Source organism: Streptomyces sp. NBC_00209, from assembly GCF_045206345.1.
Taxonomy (GTDB): Bacteria; Actinomycetota; Actinomycetes; order Streptomycetales; family Streptomycetaceae; genus Streptomyces.
Genome location: NZ_CP108121.1, coordinates 1881537 through 1907956 on the forward strand (window position 1 = coordinate 1881537; position 26420 = coordinate 1907956).

The 26420-nt window shown below is 73.1% G+C and carries 22 protein-coding genes; 13 read left to right on the forward strand and 9 right to left on the reverse strand.

Annotated features, from left to right (window positions below; genetic code table 11):
- Window positions 1-3: 3 nt before the first annotated feature.
- Window positions 4-297: an MTH1187 family thiamine-binding protein gene (locus tag OG867_RS08115; protein WP_406283926.1), complete on the reverse strand. Its 294-nt coding sequence runs from the start codon at window positions 295-297 to the stop codon at window positions 4-6.
- Complete coding sequence (locus tag OG867_RS08120) at window positions 294-644, reverse strand: DUF3817 domain-containing protein (protein ID WP_018102592.1); 351 nt, start codon at window positions 642-644, stop codon at window positions 294-296. Before OG867_RS08120 ends, OG867_RS08115 begins: the two co-directional genes overlap by 4 nt.
- A gap of 259 nt (window positions 645-903) precedes the next feature.
- On the opposite strand from OG867_RS08120, the gene OG867_RS08125 reads away from it, so the two are divergent.
- From OG867_RS08125 to OG867_RS08140, 4 genes are all read left to right on the forward strand, one after another.
- The gene (locus tag OG867_RS08125; protein WP_406290832.1) at window positions 904-1536 is read left to right on the forward strand and encodes an AIM24 family protein; all 633 of its coding nucleotides are present in this window, start codon (window positions 904-906) and stop codon (window positions 1534-1536) included.
- Window positions 1536-2186: an AIM24 family protein gene (locus tag OG867_RS08130; RefSeq protein WP_328902455.1), complete on the forward strand. Its 651-nt coding sequence runs from the start codon at window positions 1536-1538 to the stop codon at window positions 2184-2186. The genes OG867_RS08125 and OG867_RS08130 overlap by 1 nt, the downstream gene beginning before the upstream one ends.
- On the forward strand, window positions 2183-2908 hold the full coding sequence (locus OG867_RS08135) for an AIM24 family protein (protein WP_406283929.1): 726 nt from the start codon (window positions 2183-2185) through the stop codon (window positions 2906-2908). The genes OG867_RS08130 and OG867_RS08135 overlap by 4 nt, the downstream gene beginning before the upstream one ends.
- A gap of 111 nt (window positions 2909-3019) precedes the next feature.
- Window positions 3020-3487 carry a MarR family transcriptional regulator gene (locus OG867_RS08140; RefSeq protein ID WP_328902453.1) on the forward strand — a complete coding sequence of 156 codons (468 nt, stop codon included), beginning with the start codon at window positions 3020-3022 and terminating at the stop codon, window positions 3485-3487.
- A 102-nt stretch (window positions 3488-3589) separates the two neighbouring features.
- On the opposite strand, the gene OG867_RS08145 is transcribed toward OG867_RS08140, so the two are convergent.
- From OG867_RS08145 to OG867_RS08160, 4 genes are all read right to left on the reverse strand, one after another.
- Window positions 3590-5824 (reverse strand): protein kinase domain-containing protein, encoded by a 2235-nt coding sequence (locus tag OG867_RS08145; RefSeq protein ID WP_406283931.1) that lies wholly within the window; start codon window positions 5822-5824, stop codon window positions 3590-3592.
- Window positions 5825-5932: 108 nt separating this feature from the next.
- Window positions 5933-8362, reverse strand: a complete 2430-nt coding sequence (locus OG867_RS08150) for a protein kinase domain-containing protein (protein ID WP_406283933.1) — start codon at window positions 8360-8362, stop codon at window positions 5933-5935.
- 120 nt (window positions 8363-8482) lie between these two features.
- Window positions 8483-9442: a methylmalonyl Co-A mutase-associated GTPase MeaB gene (gene meaB / locus OG867_RS08155; protein WP_328902450.1), complete on the reverse strand. Its 960-nt coding sequence runs from the start codon at window positions 9440-9442 to the stop codon at window positions 8483-8485.
- A 32-nt stretch (window positions 9443-9474) separates the two neighbouring features.
- Window positions 9475-10677: an acetyl-CoA C-acetyltransferase gene (locus tag OG867_RS08160; RefSeq protein WP_406283936.1), complete on the reverse strand. Its 1203-nt coding sequence runs from the start codon at window positions 10675-10677 to the stop codon at window positions 9475-9477.
- A gap of 293 nt (window positions 10678-10970) precedes the next feature.
- On the opposite strand from OG867_RS08160, the gene mce reads away from it, so the two are divergent.
- The 7 genes from mce to OG867_RS08195 all read left to right on the forward strand — a co-directional run bounded on the left by mce (window position 10971) and on the right by OG867_RS08195 (window position 20491).
- On the forward strand, window positions 10971-11399 hold the full coding sequence (gene mce, locus OG867_RS08165) for a methylmalonyl-CoA epimerase (RefSeq protein ID WP_328902448.1): 429 nt from the start codon (window positions 10971-10973) through the stop codon (window positions 11397-11399).
- Between the two features lie 132 nt (window positions 11400-11531).
- Window positions 11532-15329, forward strand: a complete 3798-nt coding sequence (gene scy, locus OG867_RS08170) for a polarized growth protein Scy (RefSeq protein ID WP_406283938.1) — start codon at window positions 11532-11534, stop codon at window positions 15327-15329.
- Window positions 15330-15514: 185 nt separating this feature from the next.
- Window positions 15515-16453: a cellulose-binding protein gene (locus OG867_RS08175; protein ID WP_328902446.1), complete on the forward strand. Its 939-nt coding sequence runs from the start codon at window positions 15515-15517 to the stop codon at window positions 16451-16453.
- Between the two features lie 90 nt (window positions 16454-16543).
- The gene (locus tag OG867_RS08180; protein WP_406283940.1) at window positions 16544-17536 is read left to right on the forward strand and encodes an ATP-binding cassette domain-containing protein; all 993 of its coding nucleotides are present in this window, start codon (window positions 16544-16546) and stop codon (window positions 17534-17536) included.
- A 2-nt stretch (window positions 17537-17538) separates the two neighbouring features.
- Window positions 17539-18318 (forward strand): ABC transporter permease subunit, encoded by a 780-nt coding sequence (locus OG867_RS08185; RefSeq protein ID WP_328902444.1) that lies wholly within the window; start codon window positions 17539-17541, stop codon window positions 18316-18318.
- A 146-nt stretch (window positions 18319-18464) separates the two neighbouring features.
- Complete coding sequence (locus OG867_RS08190; protein ID WP_406283943.1) at window positions 18465-19628, forward strand: ABC transporter ATP-binding protein; 1164 nt, start codon at window positions 18465-18467, stop codon at window positions 19626-19628.
- Entirely contained in the window at window positions 19625-20491 is an 867-nt protein-coding gene (locus tag OG867_RS08195; RefSeq protein ID WP_328902442.1) for an ABC transporter permease subunit, read from the forward strand. The genes OG867_RS08190 and OG867_RS08195 overlap by 4 nt, the downstream gene beginning before the upstream one ends.
- A gap of 180 nt (window positions 20492-20671) precedes the next feature.
- On the opposite strand, the gene OG867_RS08200 is transcribed toward OG867_RS08195, so the two are convergent.
- A complete protein-coding gene (locus OG867_RS08200; protein WP_328902441.1) occupies window positions 20672-21001 on the reverse strand; it encodes an ATP/GTP-binding protein in 330 nt (109 codons plus the stop codon).
- A 198-nt stretch (window positions 21002-21199) separates the two neighbouring features.
- Here OG867_RS08200 and OG867_RS08205 point away from each other — a divergent pair, with 198 nt between their 5' ends.
- Window positions 21200-22240: an LLM class flavin-dependent oxidoreductase gene (locus tag OG867_RS08205; RefSeq protein WP_406283946.1), complete on the forward strand. Its 1041-nt coding sequence runs from the start codon at window positions 21200-21202 to the stop codon at window positions 22238-22240.
- Between the two features lie 98 nt (window positions 22241-22338).
- Here the strand turns inward: OG867_RS08205 and OG867_RS08210 are convergent, their stop codons facing one another.
- Window positions 22339-22731, reverse strand: coding sequence for an SCO5389 family protein (locus OG867_RS08210; protein WP_018550059.1), 393 nt, complete (start codon window positions 22729-22731; stop codon window positions 22339-22341).
- A gap of 266 nt (window positions 22732-22997) precedes the next feature.
- Between OG867_RS08210 and nucS the strand changes: the two genes are divergently transcribed.
- Complete coding sequence (gene nucS, locus OG867_RS08215; protein ID WP_136316511.1) at window positions 22998-23669, forward strand: endonuclease NucS; 672 nt, start codon at window positions 22998-23000, stop codon at window positions 23667-23669.
- An 86-nt stretch (window positions 23670-23755) separates the two neighbouring features.
- On the opposite strand, the gene OG867_RS08220 is transcribed toward nucS, so the two are convergent.
- The gene (locus OG867_RS08220) at window positions 23756-26230 is read right to left on the reverse strand and encodes an ATP-binding protein (RefSeq protein WP_406283949.1); all 2475 of its coding nucleotides are present in this window, start codon (window positions 26228-26230) and stop codon (window positions 23756-23758) included.
- Window positions 26231-26420: the final 190 nt, after the last annotated feature.

A 26420-nucleotide genomic window follows, 5' to 3' on the forward strand; every position in this document is an offset into this window, starting at 1 on the left:
CGGTCAGTCCGCGAGGTACCGCTCGACCGTCTCGACCTTGGAGATCAGGCCGTCGGTGACCCCGGGGCGGATGTCCGCCTTCAGGACCAGGGAGACCCGGCCGGCCCGCGCCTCGACGGCGGCGACGGCGCGCTTGACGACGTCCATGACTTCGTCCCACTCCCCCTCAACGGAGGTGAACATGGCGTCCGTGCGGTTCGGCAGCCCCGACTCGCGGACGACCCGGACGGCGTCGGCGACGTACTCACCGACGTCCTCGCCGACCCCGAGCGGGCTGACGGAGAAGGCGACGATCATGCGCTGACCGTGCCTTCACGGCGGGCCCGGGCGGCGATGACGCTGTCCGCCTCGTAGCGCTTGAGCACCTTGTCCCCGTACAGACCGCCGAACGGCAGCACGCACAGCAGGAAGAAGAACGCGACGCGCTTCAGCGGCCACTTGGTCTTCGCCCACACGTCGAGCAGCAGCACGACGTAGATCACGAAGAGCACGCCGTGCAGCATGCCCAGCGGCATCATCAGGAAGTCGATGTCGGAGACCCGGCTCAGCACCGAGCCGAAGAGGATCAGCGCCGGGAAGGACAGCGCCTCGGGAATCGAGATGAGGCGCAGCCGGTGCAGGGCGGTAGCGGTCTTGATGTCCACGGGGGCACCTTCGGTGGGAGGGTCGTGACGGCTTGTGAACGCACGCACAAGCGGCACCCATTGTGACATCGCGGACGGGCGGCTCCGGCGCCGGGTCCGGACGGGCCGCCGCAGTCGCCGGCCGTCATTCCGTACGACGTACGTCCCCGTAGTGTCCGCATCCCGTACCGGATGCGTATCAGGGGCGGTCACGGGCGCCCGATCGCGCGGCTGCCCCTGTTCCGGCGGCGGTGGCTACCGCTATTTTCGCCGGGTGGCAATGTTCCGGCTTGAGGGAAACAAGACGCTCGCCGTCGATCTGGCAGGCGATGCCGTCAAGGCGAAGAACGGCTCGATGGTCGCGTACGAGGGCCAGATGACGTTCAAGAAGATGACGGGTGGCGGTGAGGGACTGCGCGGGATGGTGACCCGCAGGCTGACCGGTGAGTCGATGGCGGTGATGCAGGTGACCGGCCAGGGCACCTGCTACTTCGCGGACCGGGCGAGCGAGATCAACCTCGTCTCGCTGCACGGCGACAAGCTGTACGTGGAGGCGAGCAATCTGCTCTGCACCGGCGCGGGGCTGCGCACCGGCACCACGTTCACCGGCCTGCGCGGCGGGGCGACGGGCAACGGCCTGTTCACCACCACCGTGGAGGGGACCGGCCAGGCGGCGATCATGTCGGACGGCACGGCCGTGGTGCTGCGGGTCTCCCCCCAGTACCCGCTGTTCGTGGACCCGGGCGCGTACATCGCCCACCAGGGCAACCTCCAGCAGAACCTCCAGTCCGGGGTGAACTTCCGGACGCTGATCGGCGAGGGCTCCGGCGAGTCCTTCCAGATCCGGTTCGAGGGCGACGGACTGGTCTACGTGCAGCCCAGCGAGCGGAACACGATCGGGGGGAACGTCTGATGCCGTTCCGTGAGATCAACTCGAAGATGGTCGAGGCGACGGTGGTCCCCGGCCAGATGATGTTCAGCCAGCGCGGGGCGATGCTCGCGTACCGGGGTGAGGTGGCGTTCACGCCGAACATCCAGGGCGGCCAGGGCGGCATGATGTCGATGATCGGCCGCCGGATGGCGAACGAGGCGACCCCGCTGATGACGGTCGAGGGCAACGGCACGGTGATGTTCGGCCACGGCGGCCACCACATCCATGTGATCAACCTCTCCGGGGACACCCTCTACGTGGAGGCGGACCGGCTGCTCGCCTTCGACGGCACGCTCCAGCAGGGCACGATGTTCATGGGCTCGCAGGGCGGGGTGATGGGCATGGTGCGCGGCCAGGTGACCGGGCAGGGCCTGTTCACCACGACGCTCACCGGCCACGGGGCGGTGGCCGTGATGGCGCACGGCGGGGTGATCGAGCTGCCGATCGCGCCGGGCCGCGAGGTGCACGTCGACCCCCAGGCGTACGTCGCCCACCACGGCGACGTACGCAACAAGCTCTCCACCGCGCTCGGCTGGCGCGAGATGGTGGGGCGCGGCTCGGGCGAGGGCTTCCAGCTGGAGCTGAGCGGCAGCGGTGCGGTGTACGTCCAGGCGTCGGAGGAGAAGCTTTGAACGGGCCCGTGGTCTTCGACCCGATGACGCTGCCGGCGGACGACAACGTCAACGCGTACACCTTCTGTGTGGAGCTCAAGGGGAGCCAGTGGTTCCTCCAGAAGGGCAAGATGATCGCCTACTACGGGCAGATCAACTTCGACGGCATCGGGCACGGCCGCTTCGAGCGGCTGGTCCGGTCAAGCTTCCACTCCCCGTTGCACGCGAGCGACTGGGTGGTGGCCGAGGGCAGCGGCAAGATGCTGCTCGCGGACCGGGCGTTCGATGTGAACTCCTACGACCTGGACGACGGGAACCTGACCATCCGGTCCGGCAACCTCCTCGCGTACCAGCCGTCGCTGGCGCTGAAGCAGTCGATCGTGCCCGGGTTCCTGACGCTGATCGGCACGGGCAAGTTCGTCGCCGCGTCCAACGGCCCGGTGGTCTTCATGGAGCCCCCGCTACGGGTGGACCCGCAGGCCCTGGTCGGCTGGGCGGACTGCCCTTCCCCCTGCCACCACTACGACCACGGCTACATGACCGGCTTCCTGGGCGGCTTGCGCGGGCTGACCGGGATCGGCGGGGCCTCGGGCGAGGAGCACCAGTTCGAGTTCGTCGGCGCCGGTACGGTGTTGCTCCAGTCCTCCGAGGCGCTGATGGCCGAACAGCCGACGGGGGCGGTGCCGCAGCAGGCGGGGGTGCCCGGCCTGGTGAGGGACCTCCAGCGTCGCTCCGGTTCGTGAACGGTAGTCTGCGGAGTGTGACGTCGAACGCCTGCGCCCCGCCCTCGCGCGCGCCGGACATCACACGCTCCTCATTCGTCCGGCTTTCAACTTCTTAGGTAGAATCCATACATGGAGACCGAGACGGCCACCCGCTGGCTGAGCGACGCCGAGCAGTGCGCCTGGCGCACCCACCTGGATGTCGGCAGGCTGCTGACCTACCAGCTGGAGAAGGACCTCCAGCCGTTCGGGCTGACCATGAACGACTACGAGATCCTCGTCAACCTGTCGGAGTCCGACGACCGCCGGATGCGGATGAGCGACCTCGCGGGCGCGACCCTGCAGTCCAAGAGCCGGCTCTCGCACCAGATCACGCGCATGGAGAGCGCGGGGCTGGTGCGGCGGGAGAACTGCGAGTCGGACCGGCGGGGGTTGTACGCGGTGCTGACGGACGAGGGGGCGGAGACGATGCGGCGGGTGGCGCCGCACCATGTCGCTTCGGTCCGCCGCCACTTCGTGGACCTGCTGTCGCCGGAGGCGCTGGCGGAGTTGCGGGCGGCGTTGACGCCGGTGGCGGAGCATTTGCGGGGGCAGCGGTAGGGGACCTCGGGGGCGGGTGCGGGAGCGTTGCGCCTGCGGCGGGCCTGTTCCCCTGCCCGCCCCTTCCCGAAACCGGGGGCAGCGCCCCCGCAACGGCCCCGGTCACGGCGTGTACGCCGACAGCACCGTGCCGTTCTCGAAGCCCGCGAGCACCGTGTCGCCCTGGGCGAGGACGGACACCGCCGCCGGGTCGAAGCGTTCGTGTGCCGGCTTGGGCCAGCCCTTGACCTCGCCGCCCCTCGGCAGGACCTCGCCCTCCGACGCGAGCGGCACCGCCGCCGGGCCGTAGCCCCGCACGATCATCGCGCGGTCACCCACGACGAACGGCGCCCCCGACTGGGCCATCGAATCGTCGCAGTCGCACGTCGACCACCGCGTCTCGCCGGACGCCAGGTCCACCCCGTAGATCCGGTTCCGGCTGCTGACCACGACCGTGCCGTCGGACGCCAGGGCGGGGCGGTACGCGAGGTCCACGCCGGGCAGGAGCGTGCGCCGTTTCCCGGGGGACGCCACGTCGGCCACGGTCAGGCCGTCCGGGCCCGGGCACAAAAGCCGGCTCCCCTTCAGGGCCGGTGTGCGGCACGGCGTCCCGGACTCCGCGACGCGGGACCCGTCCGACGCCTTCAGGACCGTCACCGCGTCGCCCGCCGTGACCAGGCGGCCGTCCGCCAGGAGGAGTTCGGAGGTCCCCGACGGATCCCGCCACGCCCTGTCCCAGAGCCGGCCGCGGTCGCCCGTCAGGCGGCGCGCGGTCAGGCGGCCCGTCGTGGCGCCCCGCGCCTTCGTGGCGTAGTACAGGGTGTCGCCCGACTGTACGGAGTCCGCCGGAGCCACCCCGTCCGGCAGCGGTTCGCGCCACGTCTCGGCGCCGTCGGACAGCGCCCGCGCCACCAGGGCGCCGCCCTCGAAGGCGTACACCGTGCCGTCCAGGACCGCCGCCACCGACGTGGGTCCGGACTCCGTTCGCGCGCCGCGCCACAGCCGCTTGCCGTCCGCCGATGCCAGCGCGGTGATCCGGCGGGGGCCCGCGCACACCACTGACGTACCGGCGTACACGCACGCGACCGGGCCGTCGTCCACCTGGGCGTGCCACGCCCGCCAGCCCTCCGGGCGGGTGGAGACATCGGCCGCCGCCGTGCCGAAGTCCCCGGTGCGGCCCGGGTCCGCACCGGGGAAGACGACCTGGCCGGCGCCCCCGGTGGACGCCGTCGGCCGGGCACCCCCGGCCGCGTCGCCCGGCCCGTCGTCACCGGAGAAGAGCCCCGGGAGGAACACCGCGCCCAGGGCGACGCACGCCGCCGTCGCCAGCGCGGCGAGCCCCAGCCGCAGCCGCCTGCCGCCCTTCCGGGCCTCCGGGAGCGAGACCGGCACGACCGGGGTGCGGGCGAACGCCGGGTGGTGGGGCGGGAGCGGCGGGGCGGCCGGGGACGGGGCCGCCGCCCGTGCGCAGGCGCCGGCCGCCGCCGCGTGGGCGGCCAGCTGCCCCCGTACCGCGTCGGTCCACGGGAACGCGCCCGGCGCGGGCCGCTCCGGCAGCAGCAGGTCCGCCAGGCGGGCGGGCGTGGGCCGGGCCGCCGGGTCGGTGTGCAGGCACGCCTCGATCAGCGGGCGCAGGGCCGGCGGTACGCGGGAGAGCTCGGCCTCGCCCCGCGAGATCCGGTAGATGACGGCGGCCATGTCCGAGTCGTCGAACGGCCCGTGGCCCGTCGACGCGAATGCCAGCACCGCGCCCAGGCAGAACACGTCGGACGCGGGTACGAGGGCGCGGGAGCCGTTGACGTGCTCGGGCGAGATGTAGCCCGGGCTGCCGACCACGACACCGGTGCGGGTGAGCTGGGTGGCGTCGAACGCCTGGGCGATCCCGAAGTCGATGACCTTGGGCCCGTCCGGCCCGAGGAGCACATTGCCCGGCTTCAGATCGCGGTGCAGGACGCGTACGGCGTGCATGTCCGCGAGGGCCAGGGCCAGACCGGCGCCGAGGGCCCGGACCACCGGTTCGGGGAGCGGTCCGCCTCGGGTCACCGCCTCGGCGAGTGAGGGCCCCGGGACGTACTCGGTGGCCAGCCACGGCAGCCGGCCGCTCGCGTCGCCGCCCACGAGCGCGGCGGTGTGCGGGCTGCGGACGGCCTCGGCGGCGGCGATCTCGCGGCGGAAACGGACCCGGAAGCCGTCGTCCAGGTCCAGGTCGGGGCGGACGGTCTTGAGGGCGACGAGGGTCTGCGGGCCGCCCACGGGCCGGGCGAGATACACCTCGCCCATGCCGCCCGCGCCGAGCAGCCCGAGCAGCTGGTACGGCCCGGTCAGCCGGGCCCGGCCGGCCGGCAGCGGCTGGATCACGGTGCGGTCTCCTCGGTCGGGCGGGATCGGTCCGGTCGGGCGTCGGGCGTGGCGCGTCGTGCGTCGGGCGTCGGGCGTCGTGCGTCGTGCGTCGGGCGTCGGGCGGGATCAGTCCGGCAGGCGTACGGAGACCGCCGTGCCGTCGTCGTACACGAGGTGCACCACCCCGCCCACGGGCAGCACCCGGGGCGCGAGCAGTTCCTTGCCCAGTTCGATGCCCTGGGCCCGGTCGTAGTCGGGGGTGGCGCTCGGGCCGGGGGCGCCGGGCACCTGGGTCTTCTTCAGGGAGCCGAGCGTGCCGTCGGGGCGCACCGGCACCGTGTACAGCGTCGCGGTGTCCGCCCAGACCACCGTGTCGGCGACGATCAGCGGGGCCGAGACCGGGTTGCTCGTCCCCTCCTCGGGATGGACCGTCAGCGGGAAGCGGCCGAGGGTCCGGCCGTCCGCCCGGCTCACGACGTCGATCTCGTCGGGCACGCTCTCCACGTACTCGTCGCCCCTGCTCAGCACGACCACCCGGTCATCGAGCGCGGCCAGCTTCGCGCCGGACAGCAGCGCGGCGTCCAGCTTCAGCCGCCCCGCGCTCCTGAGGTCGCCGGTCGTGAACCGCAGCACGGCGACGTCCTCGCCGAAGCCGGAGTCGTCCTCGCCGTTGGGCACGAACGTCGCGCAGAAGGCGGAGGCGCCGCGCACCCGGAGGTCCGCGCAGCCGGAGTTCCCGGACTGCTGCCCGGCGTCGCCCCCGGCCGTCCCCAGCAGCCGGCCGTCCCCGGGGCGGAAAGCCTTCGGGCCCTCCAGGCCGATCGCGTACACCACCTCGCCGTCCGTGGCGACGGGCCAGAAGTTGCCCTTCTGCGCCATGGCGATGTCCTCCTCCGCCAGCCGCTTCCGCCACTTCTCGGTGCCGGATTTCCGGTCGTACGCGGCAAGTTCGGCCTCTCCGGACGCCGAGGCGGCGGCGAGGACGAGGTCGCCGACGACCAGCGGCGCGCTCTCCAGGGACAGGGCCGCGCCCGCCCTGGTCTCCCAGCGCGTCTTGCCCGTACGGGCGTCCAGCGCGTGCAAGCGGCCGCCGACGGCGAGCAGGACGGTGTCGTCGTACACCGTGGGCAGGGTGGCCCCGGCCGGCATGAAGAACGCGCCGCTGGGCCCGTAGCCCGCCTGCCGGCCGGACATCTCCTGGCCCGAGTCGAACGTCCACAGGCGGTGTCCGTCGGCGGCCGACAGCCCCTCGTACGTGCCGTCGATCAGCCGGCACACCAGCACGTCACGGCCCGCCGCGCAGCCGAGCGGGGGCTCCGCGAACGCGCCCCGCCACGGCTTCTTCCAGCCGGCGGGGCGTACGTCACGGCCGTAGGGGACGGTCCCCGACGCGTCCGGGCCGCCCTTCTCGCCCACGCCCGCCAGCATCGCGGCCGGCCCCGGCGCACCGCCGCCGCGCTCGCGCCAACCCAGATACGCGCCGGTGGCCGCGCCCAGCAGGACCAGGGCCGCCAGGGCGGCCGCGAGACCCCGCTTCGGGCGGCGCGCAGGCGTGGGAAGGCCGGGGCCCTGGGTGGGGGCGAGGTGGACGGAGTCGGGCGGCCGGTGCGGGGCGGCGGGGCTCCCGGTGGCGGCCTGGGTGGGCGTGTAGCCGGGCAGCAGGGGGCCGTCCAGCGCGCGGACCCGGTCCAGTTCCCGCGCGTACTCCGCGATCCGCCCGGCGACCGGGGCGGGCCAGCCGGAGGCGGCGCCGGGTGTCAGCCGTTCGGCGAGGGCGGCGGCGGTGGGGCGGGCGGCCGGGTCGGCGGTGAGGCAGTCCTCCAGGACCGCGCGCAGACCGTCCGGCACGTCCGCGAGATCGGCCTCGACGTATTTGACGCGGTACAGGACGGCCGCCACGGGCCCGTCGCCGAAGGGGTCGCGCCCGGTGGCGGCGAAGCAGAGCACGGAGGCGAGGCAGAAGACGTCGGAGGCCGGGACGACGCGTCCGCTGCCCGCGACGTGCTCCGGGGACATGAAGGCGGGGCTGCCGACCATCCGGCTGGTCGTGGTGAGCGGGGTGGCGCCGGTGTCCCGGGCGATCCCGAAGTCGATGAGGCGGGGCCCGTCGGCGGCGAGCATCACGTTGCCCGGTTTCACGTCCCGGTGCACGATCCCCGCCGCGTGCACGACCGCCAGCGCGCGGGCGAGCCCGGCGCCCAGCATGCGTACCTCGGCCTCGTCCAGCGCGCCCGCCCCGCGCACGGCGGCGGAGAGCGTCGGCCCGGCCACGTAGGCGGTGGCGAGCCAGGGCACGGCGGCGTCGGCGTCCCCGTCGAGCAGTGGGGCGAGGTGGGCGCCGGTGACGGACCGGGCGACGGCGATCTCGCGGCGGAAGCGGTCGCGGAACCCGGGGTCCTGCGCCACGTCGCGCCGGACGGTCTTGACGGCGGCGGGCGCGGTGGAGCCGACCCGGTCACCGAGGAAGACCTCCCCCATGCCGCCCGCGCCCAGCCGGGCCCGGATGGTGTACGGGCCGATGGTCCTGGGTGAGTCGTCCCTGAGCGGACCGAGCATGTGGCACTTCCCCCCTCGTGCGCATGACCGGCGGCCATCCTGCCACGGGGGCGCGGGAGTTGAGGCGTGTACGAGTCCTCTCGGGAACGCGGCCCGCACGCCGCGCCCCGAGAGGGGCCGTCAGCTCTCGCCCGTCAGCCCCGCCACCAGTTCGTCCGCCGCCGCGTACGGGTCCAGGCGACCGGCCACGATGCGTTCGGCCAGGGTGTCCAGGCGGCGGTCGCCGTGCAGGGAGCCGATGCGCTCGCGGAGGCGGGTGACCGCGATCGTCTCGACCTCGCGGGCGGCGCGGGCCGCCCGGCGTTCGCCGAGGACGCCGCGCTCCTCCATCCACGCCCGGTGCTTCTCCAGGGCCTCGACCACCTCGTCGACGCCCTCGCCCCGGGCGGCGACCGTCTTCACGATCGGCGGCCGCCAGTCGCCGGGGCCCCGGGACTCCCCGAGGCCCAGCATGTGGTTGAGCTCGCGGGCGGTGGCGTCCGCGCCGTCCCGGTCCGCCTTGTTCACCACGTACACGTCGCCGATCTCCAGGATCCCCGCCTTCGCGGCCTGGATGCCGTCGCCCATGCCGGGGGCGAGGAGGACGACGGAGGTGTCGGCCTGCGAGGCGATCTCCACCTCGGACTGGCCGACGCCCACCGTCTCCACCAGGATCACGTCGAAGCCCGACGCGTCCAGCACCCGGATCGCCTGGGGGGCCGCCCAGGCGAGGCCGCCGAGGTGGCCGCGGGTCGCCATGGAGCGGATGTAGACGCCCGGGTCGGACGCGTGGTCCGACATCCGGACCCGGTCGCCGAGCAGCGCCCCGCCGGAGAACGGCGAGGACGGGTCGACGGCGAGCACCGCGACCCGCTTGCCCTGCTTCCGGTACGCGGAGACGAGCGCCGACGTCGACGTGGACTTGCCGACGCCCGGCGAACCGGTCAGGCCGACCACGTACGCGCTGCCCGCCAGCGGCGCCAGGGCCGCCATCACCTCGCGCAGCTGCGGGGAGGCCCCCTCCACCAGGGAGATGAGCCGGGCCACCGCCCGGGGTCCGCCCGCGCGGGCCTGCTCCACCAGGGTGGGGACGTCCACCATCACCGCTCCGTTCCGCTCGTTCCCGTACCGCTCTACTTGCCCGGCACGCGCAGGATCAGCGCGTCGCCCTGGCCGCCGCCGCCGCACAGCGCCGCCGCACCGGTGCCGCCGCCGCGCCGCTTCAGCTCCAGCGCCAGGTGCAGCACCACGCGGGCGCCGGACATGCCGATGGGGTGGCCGAGCGCGATGGCGCCGCCGTTGACGTTGACCTTGTCAGAGGTGACTCCGAGGTCCTTCATCGACTGGACGGCGACGGCCGCGAACGCCTCGTTGATCTCGATGAGGTCCAGGTCCTCGACGCCGATGCCCTCCTTCTTCAGGGCGTGCCGGATGGCGTGGGACGGCTGCGACTGGAGCGAGTTGTCCGGGCCCGCCACATTGCCGTGGGCGCCGATCTCGGCGATCCACTCCAGGCCCAGCTCCTCGGCCTTGGCCCTGCTCATGACGACGACCGCGGCGGCGCCGTCGGAGATCTGCGAGGAGGTGCCCGCGGTGATCGTGCCGTCCTTGGCGAAGGCGGGGCGCAGCTTGCCCAGGGACTCCGCGGTGGTCTCGGGGCGGATGCCCTCGTCCTTGGCGAAGAGGACCGGGTCGCCCTTGCGCTGCGGGATCTCGACCGGGGTGATCTCGGCCTCGAACAGGCCGTTCTTCTGGGCGGCGGCGGCGCGCTGGTGGGAGAGGGCGCCGATCTCGTCCTGGGCGGCGCGGCCGAGGCCGAGGCGGGTGTTGTGCTTCTCGGTGGACTCGCCCATCGGGATGTTCTCGTAGGCGTCGGTCAGACCGTCGTACGCCATCGAGTCCAGCATCTCGATCGCGCCGTACTTGTGGCCCTCGCGGGACTTGGGGAGCAGGTGTGGGGCGTTCGTCATGGACTCCTGGCCGCCGGCCACGACGATGTCGAACTCACCGGCGCGGATGAGCTGGTCGGCCAGGGCGATGGCGTCGAGCCCGGAGAGGCACACCTTGTTGACGGTGAGCGCGGGGACGTTCATCGGGATGCCGGCCTTGACCGCGGCCTGGCGGGCGGGGATCTGGCCCGCGCCGGCCTGGAGCACCTGGCCCATGATCACGTACTCGACCTGGTCGCCGCCGATGCCGGCCCGGTCCAGCGCCGCCTTGATGGCGATGCCGCCGAGGTCCGCGCCGGAGAAGGTCTTCAGGGAGCCGAGGAGCCGGCCCATGGGCGTCCGCGCGCCCGCGACGATCACGGAGGTGGTACCGGTCGTTCCTGACATGAGGCACAGCCCCTTGGAGTAGATGTGAACGAGGGTGGGAGGGGCCGGCATATGAGGGGCGGCGTCACAGTGCCCGGCACGCACATCTGCGGCGTTGTCGTCGGTCGGCGTGGCTCCGCCACGCCTCCCTCCTCCGCCTTGCAGCTGCACGCACCAGGCCCTGCTCCTTCTTCCACCCCTCATATGCCGGCCCCTCCGCTTGAATGTACTGAGCGGTACCCGCCCCGTCATCCGCCCGCGAGTGTGATCGCGCGCACGTTGCGTAACCACCCGGAGCGCGCTGCACTGGTCCCATGCTGACGCGAATCGACCACATCGGAATCGCCTGTTCCGACCTCGACGCGACCGTCGAGTTCTACCGCTCGACCTACGGGTTCGAGGTCTTCCACACCGAGGTCAACGAGGAGCAGGGCGTACGCGAGGCCATGCTCAAGATCAACGGTACGTCCGACGGGGGCGCCTCGTACCTCCAGCTCCTGGAGCCCACCCGGGAGGACTCCGCCGTGGGCAAATGGCTGGCCAAGAACGGGGAGGGCGTCCACCACATCGCCTTCGGCACGGCGGACGTCGACGCCGACGCCGCGGACATCCGCGAGAAGGGCGTCAGGGTGCTGTACGACGAGCCCAGGACGGGTTCGATGGGGTCCAGGATCACCTTCCTCCACCCGAAGGACTGCCACGGCGTCCTCACCGAACTGGTCACGGCGAAGACGGAGCACTGACCCCAGCCATACCCGCCCGGTAGAGTGGGCTCTTCCGGGCCGGGGCCGGGTCGGGGGCGCGCCGCGTCCCCAGCCGTTGATCTGTCACCATTCCCCGAACGTTGAGAGCTCGGGGAAGGATGGGACCGCGCAGTGCGGGGCTACGAACGCCAGGAGAGCCACCGAGCTGAAGACGACCATCTCTCGCGGTTCGAGGCCGAGATGGACCGGCTCAGGACCGACCGGGAGAAGGCCGTCCAGCACGCCGAGGACCTCGGCTACCAGGTCGAGGTCTTGCGCGCCAAGCTGCACGAGGCTCGGCGCAGTCTGGCGATGCGTCCCGCCTACGACAGCGCGGACATCGGCTACCAGGCGGAGCAGCTGCTCCGGAACGCCCAGGTCCAGGCCGAGCAGCTGCGCAGCGACGCCGAGCGCGAGCTGCGCGACGCCCGCGCCCAGACCCAGCGCATCCTCCAGGAGCACGCCGAGCACCAGGCCCGCCTCCAGGCCGAGCTGCACAACGAGGCGGTCCAGCGCCGCCAGCAGCTCGACCAGGAGCTGGCGGAGCGCCGCCAGACCGTCGAGTCCCACGTCAACGAGAACGTCGCCTGGGCCGAGCAGTTGCGGGCCCGGACGGAGTCGCAGGCCCGCCGCCTGATGGAGGAGTCCCGGGCCGAGTCCGAGCAGTCGCTCGCCACCGCCCGGGCCGAGGCCGCCCGGCTGGCCGAGGAGACCCGTCAGCGCGTCGGTTCCGAGGCGGAGTCCGCCCGGGCCGAGGCGGAGTCGATCCTGATGCGGGCCCGCAAGGACGCGGAGCGGATGCTCGGCGTCGCGGCCGGCCAGGCGCAGGAGGCCACCAGCCACGCGGAGCAGCTGCGGCTGACGACGACCGCGGAGACCGAGCAGACCCGGCAGCGGACGACCGAACTGAACCGGGCCGCCGAGCAGCGCATGCAGGAGGCCGAGACCGGGCTGCGCGAGGCGCGCCTGGAGGCCGAGAAGGTCCTCTCCGAGGCCAAGGAGGCCGCGGTCAAGCGGCTGGCGTCCGCCGAGTCGCAGAACGAGCAGCGCACCCGGACCGCCAAGACGGAGATCGCCCGGCTGGTCGGCGAGGCGACCAAGGAGTCCGAGACCCTCAAGGCGGAGGCCGAGCAGGCGCTCGCGGACGCCCGCGGCGAGGCCGAGCGGCTGCGCTCGGAGGCGGCCGAGGCCGCGCGCACCGCCGCCGCCGAGGACGCGGCGGCCCAGCTCGCGAAGGCCGCCCGGTCCGCCGAGGAGATCCTGACCAAGGCGTCCGAGGACGCGAGGACGGCCACCAGGGCGGCGGGCGAGGAAGCCGAGCGCATCCGCCGCGAGGCCGAGGCCGAGGCGGACCGGCTGCGCGGCGAGGCGGCCGAGCAGGCCGACCAGCTCAAGGGCGCGGCCAAGGACGACACCAAGGAGTACCGGGCCAAGACGGTCGAGCTCCAGGAGGAGGCGCGCCGGCTGCGCGGTGAGGCCGAGCAGCTGCGGGCCGAGGCGGTCGCGGAGGGCGAGCGGATCCGGGGCGAGGCCCGCCGCGAGGCCCTTCAGCAGATCGAGGAGGGCGCGAAGACCGCCGAGGAGCTTCTCGCCAAGGCCAAGGCCGACGCGGAGGAGCTGCGCGGTACGGCGACCGCCGAGGGCGAACGCGTACGGACCGAGGCCACCGAGCGGGCCGCCGCGCTGCGCAAGCAGGCGGAGGACGCGCTCGACCGGGCCCGCGCCGAGGCCGAGCAGCTGCGCACGGAGGCCGAGGAGCAGGCCGAGGCGGCGGGGACCGCTGCCGAGGAGGCGGCGGCCGCGCTGCGCGAGGAGACCGAGCTCGCCGTCGCGGCCCGGCAGGCGGAGGCGGCCGGTGAGCTGACCCGGCTCAAGGACGAGGCCGGGACCCGGGTCACCGCGGCCGAGCAGGCACTCGGCGAGGCGCGTACGGAGTCGGAGCGCATCCGGCGCGAGGCCGGTGAGGAGTCCGAGCGGCTGCGCGCGGAGTCCGCCGAGCGGCTGCGGACGCTCCAGGAGCAGGCGGAGGCCGAGGCCCAGCGGCTGCGCGACGAGGCCGCGGCGGACGCCTCGCAGTCGCGTGCGGAGGGCGAGGCCGTCGCCGTACGGCTGCGCACCGAGGCGGCCACCGAGGCGGAGCGGCTGCGGACCGAGGCGCAGGAGAGCGCCGACCGGATGCGGTCGGAGGCCGCCTCGGCCGCGGAGCGGGTAGGCACGGAGGCCGCCGAGGCGCTGGCCGCCGCCCAGGAGGAGGCGAACCGGCGCCGGCGCGAGGCCGAGGAGACGCTGGACGGGGCCCGCTCCGAGGCGAACCAGGAGCGTGAGCGCGCCCGTGAGCAGAGCGAGGAGCTGCTGGCCTCCGCGCGCAAGCGGGTCGGGGAGGCGCAGGCCGAGGCGCAGCGCCTGACCGGCGAGGCGGAGTCCCGGGCGGCCGAGCTGGTCGCGGCGGCCGAGCAGACCGCCCAGCAGGTGCGGGACGCGGTCAGCGGGCTGCAGGAGCAGGCCGAGGCGGAGATCGCCGGGCTGCGCTCGACGGCCGAGCATGTCGCGGAGCGGACCACGTCGGAGGCCCAGGACGAGGCCGACCGGCTGCGGGCCGACGCGCACGCCGAGCGGGAGCGGGCGGGCGAGGACGCCTCGCGCATCCGCCAGGTGGCCAAGGAGGAGACGGACGCCGCGAAGGCGATGGCGGAGCGTACGGTCTCCGACGCGATCGCGGAGTCCGAGCGGCTGCGGACGGACACCGCCGAGTACAGCCAGCGGATGCGCACCGAGGCGTCGGACGCGCTGGCGTCCGCCGAGCAGGACGCTTCGCGCAGCCGGGCGGAGGCCCGCGAGGACGCCAACCGGATGCGGACCGATGCGGCGGCCCAGGCCGACCTGCTGGTGTCCGAGGCGACCGCCGAGTCCGAGCGGCTGCGCACGGACACGGAGCGCCAGGCGGCCCGGACCGTGGACGAGGCGGCGGGCGACGCGGAGCGGATGCGCGCGGAGGCTTCGGCCACGGTGGGCTCCGCGCAGGAGCACGCGACGCGCACCCGGGAGGAGGCGGAGCGGCTGCGGGCGGACGCGGAGGCGGCTGCCGAGCAGATGCGGGCCGAGGCGCGCCAGGAGGCGGACCGTCTTCTGGACGAGGCGCGCGAGGCGGCGTCGAAGCGCCGGGCGGACGCGGCGGAGCAGGCGGACCAGCTCATCGCCAAGGCTCAGGAGGAGGCGCTGCGTGCCGCCACGGAGGCCGAGGAGCAGGCCGACACGATGGTCGGCGCGGCGCGCAAGGAGGCCGTGCGGATCACCTCCGGGGCGACGGTCGAGGGCAACTCGCTGGTGGAGCGGGCCCGGACGGACGCGGACGAGCTGCTGGTCGGCGCGCGCCGGGACGCGACGCAGATCCGGGCGCGGGCCGAGGAGCTGAAGACCCGGGCGGAGACCGAGGTCCAGGAGCTGCACGACCGGGCGCGCCGGGAGACGGCCGAGCAGGTCAAGACGGTCGGCGAGCGCGTCGACAAGCTGATCAAGGCCGCCGGCGAGCAGCGCGAGGAGGCCGCGGAGAAGGCCAAGGAGCTGATGGCGGACGCCAACTCGGAGGCGAGCAAGGTCAGGATCGCCGCCGTGAAGCGGGCCGAGTCGCTGCTGAAGGAGGCCGAGCAGAAGAAGGCCAGCCTGGTGCGCGAGGCCGAGAAGCTGCGGGCGGACGCCGAGGCGGAGGCCAAGCGGGTGGTGGACGAGGGCCGGCACGAGCTGGAGGTCCTGGTGCGCCGGCGCGAGGACATCAACACGGAGATCTCCCGTGTCCAGGACGTACTGGAGGCGTTGGAGTCTTTCGAGACCCCTGCGGCGGGCGGTAAGGGCGGGGGCGCCGCACCGGCCGGCGGCGTCAAGGCCGGGGCTGCGGCGGGCACTCGATCGAGTGGCAAGCAGTCCGATGGGTAGCCGAACCGCCGTCACCCGTGGTTCCGCATGGACCGTCATTCGTCCGAGTGGCAAGGGTTACGGGGGCCAGCCACTCAAAAGGGGTGTCATTCTCCAGATCAAACCGGCATCTGCTCGATGACACGCCGTTCCGGCCCCTAGGATTCCCTCTATCACCTCACCGGTCTCACTTCGACAGGAACCCCATGAGTGACCCTTCCTCCCCCTTCGGCTTCGAACTCGTGCGGCGTGGTTACGACCGCGGTCAGGTGGATGACCGCATTACCAAGCTCGTCGCCGACCGTGATAGTGCTCTCGCCCGCATCACATCGCTGGAAAAGCGCATCGAGGAGCTGCACCTCGAAACGCAGAACGCCCAGGCCCAGGTGAACGACGCGGAGCCGTCGTACGCGGGTCTCGGCGCGCGCGTGGAGAAGATCCTCCGCCTGGCCGAGGAGGAGGCGAAGGACCTGCGCGAGGAGGCCCGTCGCGCCGCCGAGCAGCACCGCGAGCTCGCCGAGTCCGCCGCCCAGCAGGTGCGCAACGACGCCGAGACCTTCGCCGCCGAGCGCAAGGCCAAGGCCGAGGACGACGGTGTGCGCATCGTGGACAAGGCCCAGGGTGAGGCCACCGCGCTGCGTGGCGACGCGCAGAAGGACGCGGCGCAGAAGCGCGAGGAGGCCGACGCCCTCTTCGAGGAGACCCGCGCCAAGGCCGCCCAGGCCGCCGCGGACTTCGAGACCAACCTCGCCAAGCGCCGCGACCAGTCGGAGCGCGACCTCGCGTCCCGCCAGGCCAAGGCCGAGAAGCGTCTCGCCGAGATCGAGCACCGCGCCGAGCAGCTGCGCCTGGAGGCCGAGAAGCTGCGCACGGACGCCGAGCGCCGGGCCCGTCAGACGGTGGAGACCGCGCAGCGCCAGTCCGAGGACATCGTGGCGGACGCCAACGCGAAGGCCGACCGCATCCGCAGCGAGTCGGAGCGCGAGCTCGCGGCCCTCACCAACCGCCGCGACTCGATCAACGCGCAGCTGACCAACGTCCGCGAGATGCTGGCGACGCTGACCGGTGCCGCGGTGGCCGCCGCCGGTACCCCCGCCGACGAGGAGCCCGCTCCGCGCGGCGTCCCGGCCCAGCAGACCCGCTGACCCCGGGAAGCAGCACCCGCACGGTTCTCCCGCGTGCCCGGTTCCGCCTTTGTGGTGGCGCCGGGCACGCGGCCGTTCTAGCGTGAACGCATGATCGAGCTCGATGGCCTCACGAAGAGGTACGGGAACAAGGTCGCCGTCGACCAGTTGTCGTGCGTGATCAAACCGGGAATGGTGACGGGTTTTCTGGGACCCAACGGGGCGGGCAAGTCCACCACGATGCGGATGATGCTCGATCTCGACAACCCGACCAGCGGTTCCGTGCGGATCGACGGCAAGCACTACCGCCAACTCGATGAACCGCTGAAGTACATCGGGGCGCTCCTGGACGCCAAGGCGATGCACGGTGGGCGCAGCGCGTACCACAACCTGCTCTGCCTGGCGCAGAGCAACCGCATTCCCGAACAGCGGGTGGCGGAGGTGCTGGAGACCGTCGGCCTGACCGCGGTGGCGCGGAAGAAGTCCAAGGGTTTCTCGCTCGGCATGGGCCAGCGCCTGGGCATCGCCTCGGCGCTGCTCGGCGACCCCCGGATCCTGATGTTCGACGAGCCGGTGAACGGTCTCGACCCCGAGGGCATCCACTGGATCCGGAACCTGATGAAGACGCTCGCCTCGCAGGGCCGGACGATCTTCGTCTCCTCGCACCTGATGAGCGAGATGGCGCTGACCGCCGATCATCTGATCGTGATCGGCCAGGGCAGGCTGCTCGCCGACACGTCGATGGCCGACTTCATCCAGGAGAACTCGCGCAGTTACGTCCGGCTGCGCTCCCCGCAGCAGGAGCGGCTGCGCGACGTGCTGCACCAGGAGGGTGTCGTCGCCGTCGAGGCGGACGGCGGCACGCTGGAGGTGGACGGTGCCACCACCGAGGACCTGGGCGAGCTGGCGGCCCGGCACGCGATCACGCTGCACGAGCTGAGCGCCCAGCGGGCGTCGCTGGAGGAGGCGTTCATGCAGATGACGGCGGGCTCGGTCGAGTACCACGCGCACTCGGAGCCGGGCGGGGGCGCCCCGCCGCCGCCCGAGAACCCGCAGTGGGGCGAGGGCTGGGTCCAGCGGCCCGGCGGCGGAGAGGGGGCGTGACGATGGCTTCGGTCCCCGCGGTCCTGACCTCTGAATGGACCAAGATCCGCACGGTCTCCTCCACCACCTGGACGCTGATCTCGGCGTTCCTGGTCACCGTGGCGATGGGCGCGGCCCTGTGCGCGGTGATGAACGCCCAGTTCGATGATCTGGGCGAGGCCGAGCGGCTGACCTTCGACCCGACGTTCGTCAGCTTCTCCGGGATGATCCTGGGCCAGCTGGCGATGGTGGTGTTCGGGGTGCTCGTCGTCGGTACGGAGTACAGCTCCGGCATGATCCGCACCTCGCTGGCGGCCGTGCCGCGGCGGGCGACCTTCCTGTTCAGCAAGATGCTGGTGGCCGGGGTCCTCGCACTGGTGGTGGGGCTGCTCACCAGCTTCGTCACGTTCTTCCTCGGCCAGGCGCTGCTGGGCGACCACGGTACGGACATCGGCGCGGACAACGTGCTGCGCGCGGTGGTCGGCGGCGGCCTCTACATGGGGCTGATCGCGCTGTTCTCCATGGGGGTCACGGCGATGCTGCGCAGCTCGATGCTGTCGCTGGGCATCCTGGTGCCGTTCTTCTTCCTGGTCTCGCAGATCCTGTCGGCGGTGCCGGGCGCCAAGAAGGTCGCCCAGTACTTCCCGGACCAGGCGGGCTCCAAGATCATGCAGGTGGTGCCGGACGCGATGAACAGCGACCCGGCACCGTACGGGCCGTGGGCCGGGCTGCTGATCATGGTGGCCTGGGTGGCGGCCGCGGTGCTCGGCGGCTTCCTCGTACTCAAGAAGCGGGACGCCTGAGAGCCCGTACGACAGGGCGGCCCGGGACTCGCCCCCGTAACGACTTGGCCGGAACCGTCAAGGCGCGGATATCCTCCTAACTCTTACGGGGGCGTACGGCCGGACGGCGTGTGCCCCGACGACAGATAAGTCGATGGGGCTGGAGCATGATCGAGGCAGTCGGCCTGACCAAGCGCTATGGCGCGAAGACGGCCGTGTACAACCTTTCCTTCCAGGTGCGGCCGGGCGCCGTCACCGGGTTCCTCGGTCCCAACGGGTCCGGCAAGTCGACCACCATGCGCATGATCCTGGGCCTGGACCGGCCGACGGCCGGCCGGGTGACCATCGGCGGCCACGAGTTCCGGAGCCTGCCGAACGCGCCCCGCCAGGTGGGCGCCCTGCTCGACGCGAAGGCGGTGCACGGCGGGCGCAGCGCACGCAACCACCTGCTCTCGCTCGCCCAGCTGGCCGGCATCCCGGAGGCCCGGGTGGACGAGGTGCTGGGCGTCGTCGGCCTCCAGGACGTGGCCCGTAAGCGCTCCAAGGGGTTCTCGCTGGGCATGGGGCAGCGGCTGGGCATCGCGGCGGCGCTCCTCGGCGACCCGCAGGTGCTGCTGTTCGACGAGCCGGTCAACGGCCTCGACCCGGAGGGCATCCTCTGGGTCCGCAATCTGATGAAGCTGCTGGCGTCCGAGGGCCGCACGGTCTTCGTCTCCTCACACCTGATGAGCGAGATGGCCCTCACCGCCGACCACCTGATCGTGATCGGGCGCGGCCAGCTGATGGCCGATATGAGCGTCAAGGACTTCATCTCGGCCAACTCGGCCGACTTCGCCCGGGTCCGGTTCCCGGACGAGACCCCGGAGCAGCGGGAGAAGCTGACCACCACGCTGACCGAGGCGGGCGGCCAGGTCCTGTCCGAGCCGGACGGGGCCCTGCGGGTCACCGGCCTGGCGCTCCCCCGCATCAGCGACCTGGCCCACGAGTCGGACGTCCGGCTCTGGGAGCTCTCGCCGCACCAGGCGTCGCTGGAGGAGGCGTACATGCGGATGACGCAGGGCGCCGTGGACTACCGCTCGACGGTCGACCAGCGGGCCCACCTCCAGCAGCAGCCGCCGCATCCCGGCTACGGGCAGCAGCCGGGGTACGCGCCGCCGCCGCCGCAGCCCGTGCCGGACGTGCCGCAGCAGGGCTGGTACGCCCCGCCGCCGCCCGGACAGAACCCGTACGCGGCCGGCGCACCGGCCCAGGCGCCCGTGCCCCCGGCCCAGGCGCCCGCGCCGGCCCCCGCAGACCTGACCAAGCGCGAGACCAGCGAGGACCCCCGATGACCACGCCGCCGGCGCCGCAGGCGCCGTACCAGCAGCCCGCGCCGCAGCAGGCGTACCCGCAGGGGCAGGGCTTCTACGTCTCGCCGATCCCGCAGCGTCCCGCGACGTTCGGGGACGCGATCGCCTCGGAGTGGACCAAGATCCGGTCCGTGCGCTCGACCATGTGGACGCTCGGCGTCATGACCGCGCTGCTGCTGGTCATCGGCGTGCTCGCGGCCGTCGCCGTCTCCGCGTCCGACTCGGACATGGGCGAGACCCCGGTGCTGAGCCTCGGCTTCTTCGGGGTGCTGCTCGGCACGATCTGCGTGATCACGCTCGGCGTGATGACGATCGCCTCGGAGTACGGCACCGGCATGATCCGTACGACGCTGACGGCCTGCCCGAGCCGGGGCCGGGTGCTCGGCGCCAAGGCGCTCGTCTTCTTCCTGCTCACCTTCGTCATCACCACCGTGATGACGTCGGTGGTCGCCCTGATCCAGTCGTCCATGCTGGACGCGGTGTCACCGACCGGCGAGGAGTGGCTGCGCGCCACGGTCGGGGTCGGGCTCTATGTGGCGACGCTGGGGCTGCTGGCACTCGCCGTCGGCGCGCTGATCCGGCACTCGGCCGGGGCGATCACCCTCATGATCGGCGTGGTGCTGCTGCCGCTCGTGCTGGCCATCTTCATGTTCGCGTCGTCGCTGTCGACGCTCCAGGAGAAGCTGCTGGAGTACTCGATCCCCAACCAGCTGAGCGTCTTCTACGACAACTCGGTCACGTCGTCCGGCGGCCCGTCCGGCTGGCAGCCGCTGTGGATCCTCCTCGTCGTGACGGCGCTCGCCATGGGCGGGGCGTACCTGTCGATGAACCAGCGCGACGTCTGAGGACTAGGGCGTGTTTCGAAAGTAGCGCCGTCCGCCCGCAGGGCGGGCCGGGCGGTGTCTGGTGCGTGCTCTCGGCGTGCCGGCCGCGATCCCTCGTACTGGACGTACTAGGGATCTCGGCCGGTGCGGCGAGAGTGCGTGCCAGGCGTCGCCCGGCAGGCGGGACTTTCGAAACACGCCCTAGTAGCGGGGCGCGTTCCGGGACCGCTGCACCTTCGTGGTGCGGCGGTCCTTCGCGTTCCAGCAGGCTTTGTGCCAGTGCCTGCGGTCGTCCACCCCGCCGTACTCGGACCAGGCCACCAGATGCGGGACGCCGGACGGGATCTCCTGGTCGCAGCCGGGGCAGCGGTAGCGCTTGCCGGCCGCGCTCGCGCCGCTGACCGGGCGCACCGACCACTCCTCGCCCTGCCACTCCTCCGTATTCCCTCCCCCGCCGTACCGGTCCGCCGAATCGCGCGCACTGTCGTCGCGGCTCTCGCCGCCTCGGGGGCGGTTGCGGCGCGGGGACACGTTTCACCTCACGGAACGGGCTGGGCGGGACCCGTCCAGCGTAGGGCCATTCGGGCGGGGTACCCGCCTCCCGGGCTTCGTGGCGCGAGCGGTTACCGGAAAATCGCAACAACTCCGCGCCGGACCGTGCCTTTGGCACGTGTCAGACGTTGTTGCCAGTAGGGGAGAGCCGCGGCGGCCGCAAGGAGGCAATTGGCGATGCGTGTCGGAACGTTCGTACTGGCGGCCCAGTTTCCGGGCCAGGGGCCGGGGGAAGCGCTGCACCGCGCGATCCGGTCCGCCGAGGTCGCCGAGGAGTCCGGGCTCGACTCGGTCTGGCTGGCCGAACATCACTTCGTGCCGTACGGGGTCTGCCCGTCCGCCGTCACCCTGGCCGCGCAACTGCTCGGCCGGACCCGCCGCATCCGCGTCGGTACGGCGGTGAGCGTGCTGCCCACGCAGCACCCGGTGGCGCTCGGCGAGCAGGCCGCGCTGCTCCATCTGACCAGCGGCGGCCGGTTCAGCCTCGGGGTCGGCCGGGGCGGTCCCTGGGTGGACCTGGAGGTGTTCGGCGGCGGCCTGGAGGCGTACGAGAAGGGGTTCCCGGAGTCCCTGGGGCTCCTGCTCGACTGGCTGCGGAAGCCGCGCGTGGCGGGCCGGGGCGAGCGGTACGCCTTCCGCGAGGTCGCGGTCGTCCCCCGGGCCGACGAGCTGATCGGCGTGGACGGCGCGGAGGGGGCCGGGCCCGAGGTGATCGTCGCGTGCACCTCCCGCAAGACCGTGGAGCTCGCCGCCGACCGGGGTCTGCCGATGCTGCTCGGCATGCACTGCGGGGACGAGGAAAAGGCGGAGATGGTGGCGCTCTGGCGGTCCCGCGCGCTGGCGGCCGGCCACGCTCCGGAGAGGGTCCACGGGGCGGGGCATGTCTCGGCCGGAGTGGCCCAGATCGCCGACCGCACCGAGGACGCCGTCGAGACGCTGGTGAAGGCGATGCCGGGCTGGCTGCGCCAGGGGCTCGGCGCGCATGTCACCGTCGACGGCCGGCACCGCGTGATGCGGGACCCCGTCGGGTACGCGGAGCTGTTGTGCGGCCTTCATCCGGTGGGCACGCCGGAGCTGGCGGCGGAGCGCCTCGCGGTCACCGCCGAGCGCACGGGCATCACCCGCTTCGCGCTCCTGGTGGAGGGTTCCGGAGATCTCGTCGCCACGGAGGAGAACGTAGCGCGGCTGGGCACGGAGGTACGGCCACTCCTCGAATGACCCCCGCGCACGGACGGAAGGGTGTACGGCGGTGTGCGTACGGCGCCGCCGCCCCGGACCAGTTGCACCTCCCGCGGCCCGGAACGGCGACGAAGCGTTCAGCAGTCCCGTAGTTCGGGCGACTGGTTGAGCAACTGGCCCCTCACCGAGGTGAACTTGGCCAGTCGGTCGTCGACCGAGGCGTCCAGCGGGAACACCGCGACGCGGTGGCAGTTCTGGAATGCGAGACGCACCCCGAAGTGCCGTTGCAGCGCTCCGCGTATCGCATCACTCGCGAGCGCGCGCAGCAGCTGACCACGTGCCTGCTCATTGGGCGGCGGCGTCTGGTTGTCGGCGAACTCCCCGCCGTCGACCTTCAGCTGAGCCACCAACGAGCTGATCATCTCCCATGCGAAGGGCAGGGAGGTCCGGACGCAGTCGACGAAGTCGGCTTCGTCGACCTCGCCTCGCTCGGCCTGTTCCAACAGCGCCGGTGAGACGTCGAGCGACATGGGTTCTCCTCTCGCGACCCCGGCGGATTACCGGAGCCTTACGGGCAGGGAAGAAGGCCGACGACGACGCAGCGTGCACGCACGGCGACCTCCCGCTTCCACGGTAAGGGCGCAGTCCGGGCCGCACCAGGAGATTGGGAACACAACCGGCCAATAACGAAGGGGTTCAAAGAGGGGCAAGACAGAAAGCGTCAACTCCGGAAGGGGCGGGAGTGACGGATGGGTGAATCGCGTCGGGCCCCCGACGTCGAGTAGCGTTGCCGACCATGCGTCTCGTCATCGCCCGCTGCTCCGTGGACTACGCCGGCCGGCTCACGGCCCACCTGCCCTCCGCTCCCCGCCTCATCCTGGTGAAGGCGGACGGGAGCGTGTCGATTCACGCCGACGACAGGGCGTACAAACCGCTCAACTGGATGTCGCCGCCCTGCACTCTGAAGGAGGGCGGCGGCGACGCCGAGGGCGTCTGGACCGTGGTGAACAAGGCGGGCGAAAAACTGATCATCACGATGGAGGAAATCCTCCACGACTCAAGCCATGAACTGGGCGTCGACCCGGGGCTGATCAAGGACGGCGTCGAGGCGCACCTCCAGGAACTGCTCGCGGACCGCATCGAGATCCTGGGCGAGGGCTACACGCTGATCCGCCGCGAGTACTTCACGGCGATCGGCCCGGTCGACATCCTGTGCCGCGACGCGGACGGGCAGACGGTCGCCGTCGAGCTGAAGCGGCGCGGCGACATCGACGGCGTCGAGCAACTGACCCGCTATCTGGAACTCCTCAACCGCGACCCGCACCTGGCCCCGGTGAAGGGCGTCTTCGCGGCCCAGGAGATCAAACCGCAGGCCCGCGTCCTGGCCACGGACCGCGGCATCGGCTGCGTGGTCCTGGACTACGACGCGATGCGAGGCATCGAGGACGACAAGCTCCGCCTGTTCTGAGCGTGGGGGCCGGCCGGGCGGGCTTTTCAAGCCCGTCCGGCGATTGAGGACGGAACCCTCGGGCCGAGGGCCGGCGCACTCTCGGACTACTCCCCCGAAGGGCTACCGCTCGCCGCACCCGTGGACCCACTCGCCTGCTCAGGCGTCTCCGGCTTCATGGGCGGCTCTTCCGGGTCCTCCGTCGGAGACTCGGTCTCCGTCGGCGTAGGCGTAGGCGGCGTAGGCGAGCCCGCCGTCTTCGTGGGCGTAGGCGAAGCAGACGTCGGCGGCTTGTGGGACGACTCGGTCGCCCGCGGCGACGACGGCGACCCCGGGGACGACGGCGTGTCCGGCGCCGAGGACGTCGCCGAGGGCGTCACCCCGCCGGCCGGCGCCGATTCGCTCCCCGTGGCGGACGGCGTCACCGAGGCCGACGAGGACGCGGACCCCGAAGGCGCCGCGCTCGTGGACGGCCCGTCCGCCGGCTCCCCGGTCTCCACCTCCTCGTCGTAGATGCCGTCGTCGTCCGGCACCTCCTGCTCGGTCGACGTACCGGCCCCGCCCTGCGGATCGCTGTTCGACGTCAGCCCGAGCGTCACCACCGTGCCGAGGACCCCGGCCAGCAGGACGCCCGCCCCGGCGGCGACCAGGTTGCGCCGGGCCCCGCCGATGAGGGCCAGCGGCCCGCCCCGCGCCGCACCCTTGCCGCCACCCGCCGCGGGGGCCGGCACCGGCATCGTCATCGGCTCCTGCCGGGGCACCACCGCGGTGTCGGCGAACGCACTCGTCATCGAGACCGGCACGACGGCCGGCACTCCCAGCGGCGGCGACGCCTCGAACGCACCGTCGCCCCCCGCCGCCGGACCTCCGGCCCGGTCCTCGACCAGGGCGAGCGCGCGCCGTCCGGCCACCGCGCCGCTCTTGTCGGCGAGCGCCCCGCGCATGCTGATCGCGGTCTCCAGCTCGGCCCTGGCCCGGTCGGGGTGACCGGTGCAGAGCGCGAGGACGCCCAACTCGTGGTGGAAGTACGCCTCTTCCGCGACCTCCCCGGCGAGCCGCCCGGCCTCCTGGCCGATCCGGAGCGCCCGCTCCCAGGCCCCCCAGAGCAGCCCGGCCGCGAAGGCGGGGGCCGCGCTGCGGGCGAGGAGCACGGCGGCGCTCGTCCCTCCGGCCCCCTCCCCCGGCACCAGCCGGCCCATGGCGGCGATGATCGCGTCGGCCTCGGCGGTCGCCCGCTCGGGGGTGACCGAGGGGTGCCCGGTCCACCAGGCGTAGTGCTGGGCGGCGGTGCGGGCGCGGTCGGCGGCGCCGTCCTCGTAACCGGCCGCCGCCAGCTGGGCCAGGACCCCGGCGGCCAGCCGGTAGCGGGAGCCGGACGGGGAGAGCAGCCCGCAGCCGGCCAGCTCGCCGAGGGCGGCGTCGGCGTGGGTGTCCCCGACGAGCGCGGGCAGATGGGCCTGGTGCGGCACCTCACCGCCGAGGGCCACCGCGAACCGCAGCGTGTCGCGGGCGGCGTCGCTCAGCCGGGAGGCGAGCAGGGCCGCGGGCGCCGCGGCCTCGCCGAGGCTGGGCAGCGGCACCTCGGATTCCCCGGCCGGCTCGGGCGCGGGCGGCGCGTCGGCGGGCCGGTTCTCCAGGTAGCCGTACTCGTCGTACGCGGCGGCGTCGGTGCGCAGCTGGTCGCGCCGGCGCAGCAGCGCACCGGCCTGGACGAAGCGCAGGGGCAGGCCCTCGGACTCGAACCAGAGGTCTCCGGCCCAGTTGGCCTCCTCCTCGGTGAGCTGCCGTTCGACCACCCGGCGCAGCAGGTCGAGAGAGGTGGCGCGGTCGAGGCCGGTGAGGAAGACCTCTTCGAGCGCGGAGTCGGCGCCGGGCGCGGCGGTCTCGGGCGTGGCGGCGAGCAGGAAGGCGCACTCGGGGGTCGCGTCGAGGAGTTCGCCCAGGGCGGCGCCGCCGAGCTCCAGGTCGTCCAGCACGACGACGGCGCCGGTGGAGCGCAGCGTCTCCAGCAGGAGCACCCGGTCCGGCCGGTGCCGGGGGGCGTCGTGGACGGCGTCGAAGAGCGCGTACATCAGGTCGGTGGCGGTGCGCTTGTGGCCGCTGAGGCGGACGACCCCGTCGGGCGCGAAGTCCGCGCAGTCGGCGGCGACGGCGGCGAGCAGGGCGGTACGGCCGGAACCCGCCGGTCCGGTGAGCCGGACGGAGCGGCCGCGGGCGAGGAGGCGGGTCAGCCGTTCGCGTTCCTCGTCGCGCCGCAGCAGCGGGAGCTGGGGGACGGGCGGGCCCGGCGGTACGGGCGGCGTCGCGGCCCGGGCGCGGTCGGCGCGCTCCTCGGGGGTGCGGCGGACGGGCGCCGCGGGCCGCTCACCGGGCGGGCACGGCTCGACCTCGCTGCCGTCGACGGGGTTGACGGTGAGCGTCAGGTCGCCGGCGACGAGGGTGACCATGCGGACCTGCTGCGGTGTTTGCTGACCGAAATCCGGGGTCAGTGGATCGCGGGAAGGACGGCGCCGGCCGGCCTCCTCGGCGAAGTCCTTGCTGTCGTGGCCGAACTCTTCCGGCCCCCGGTGTATCGGGTCCATCGCCAAAGCCCCCAAGACGCGTCGAGCGCGGTTGTCCGTCCCGGCCTCGCACGTCCAGATGCCGCCCACGGTCCGGTGTCCGCCGGGTCGGGTCCGTCAATCGGCAGACGGCCGAACCCTAAACCTTCGCACAGTATCCACGACCATCCGGGGTGGCGCGCCGCCCCGAGATCACGGTCTCGTGAGGATT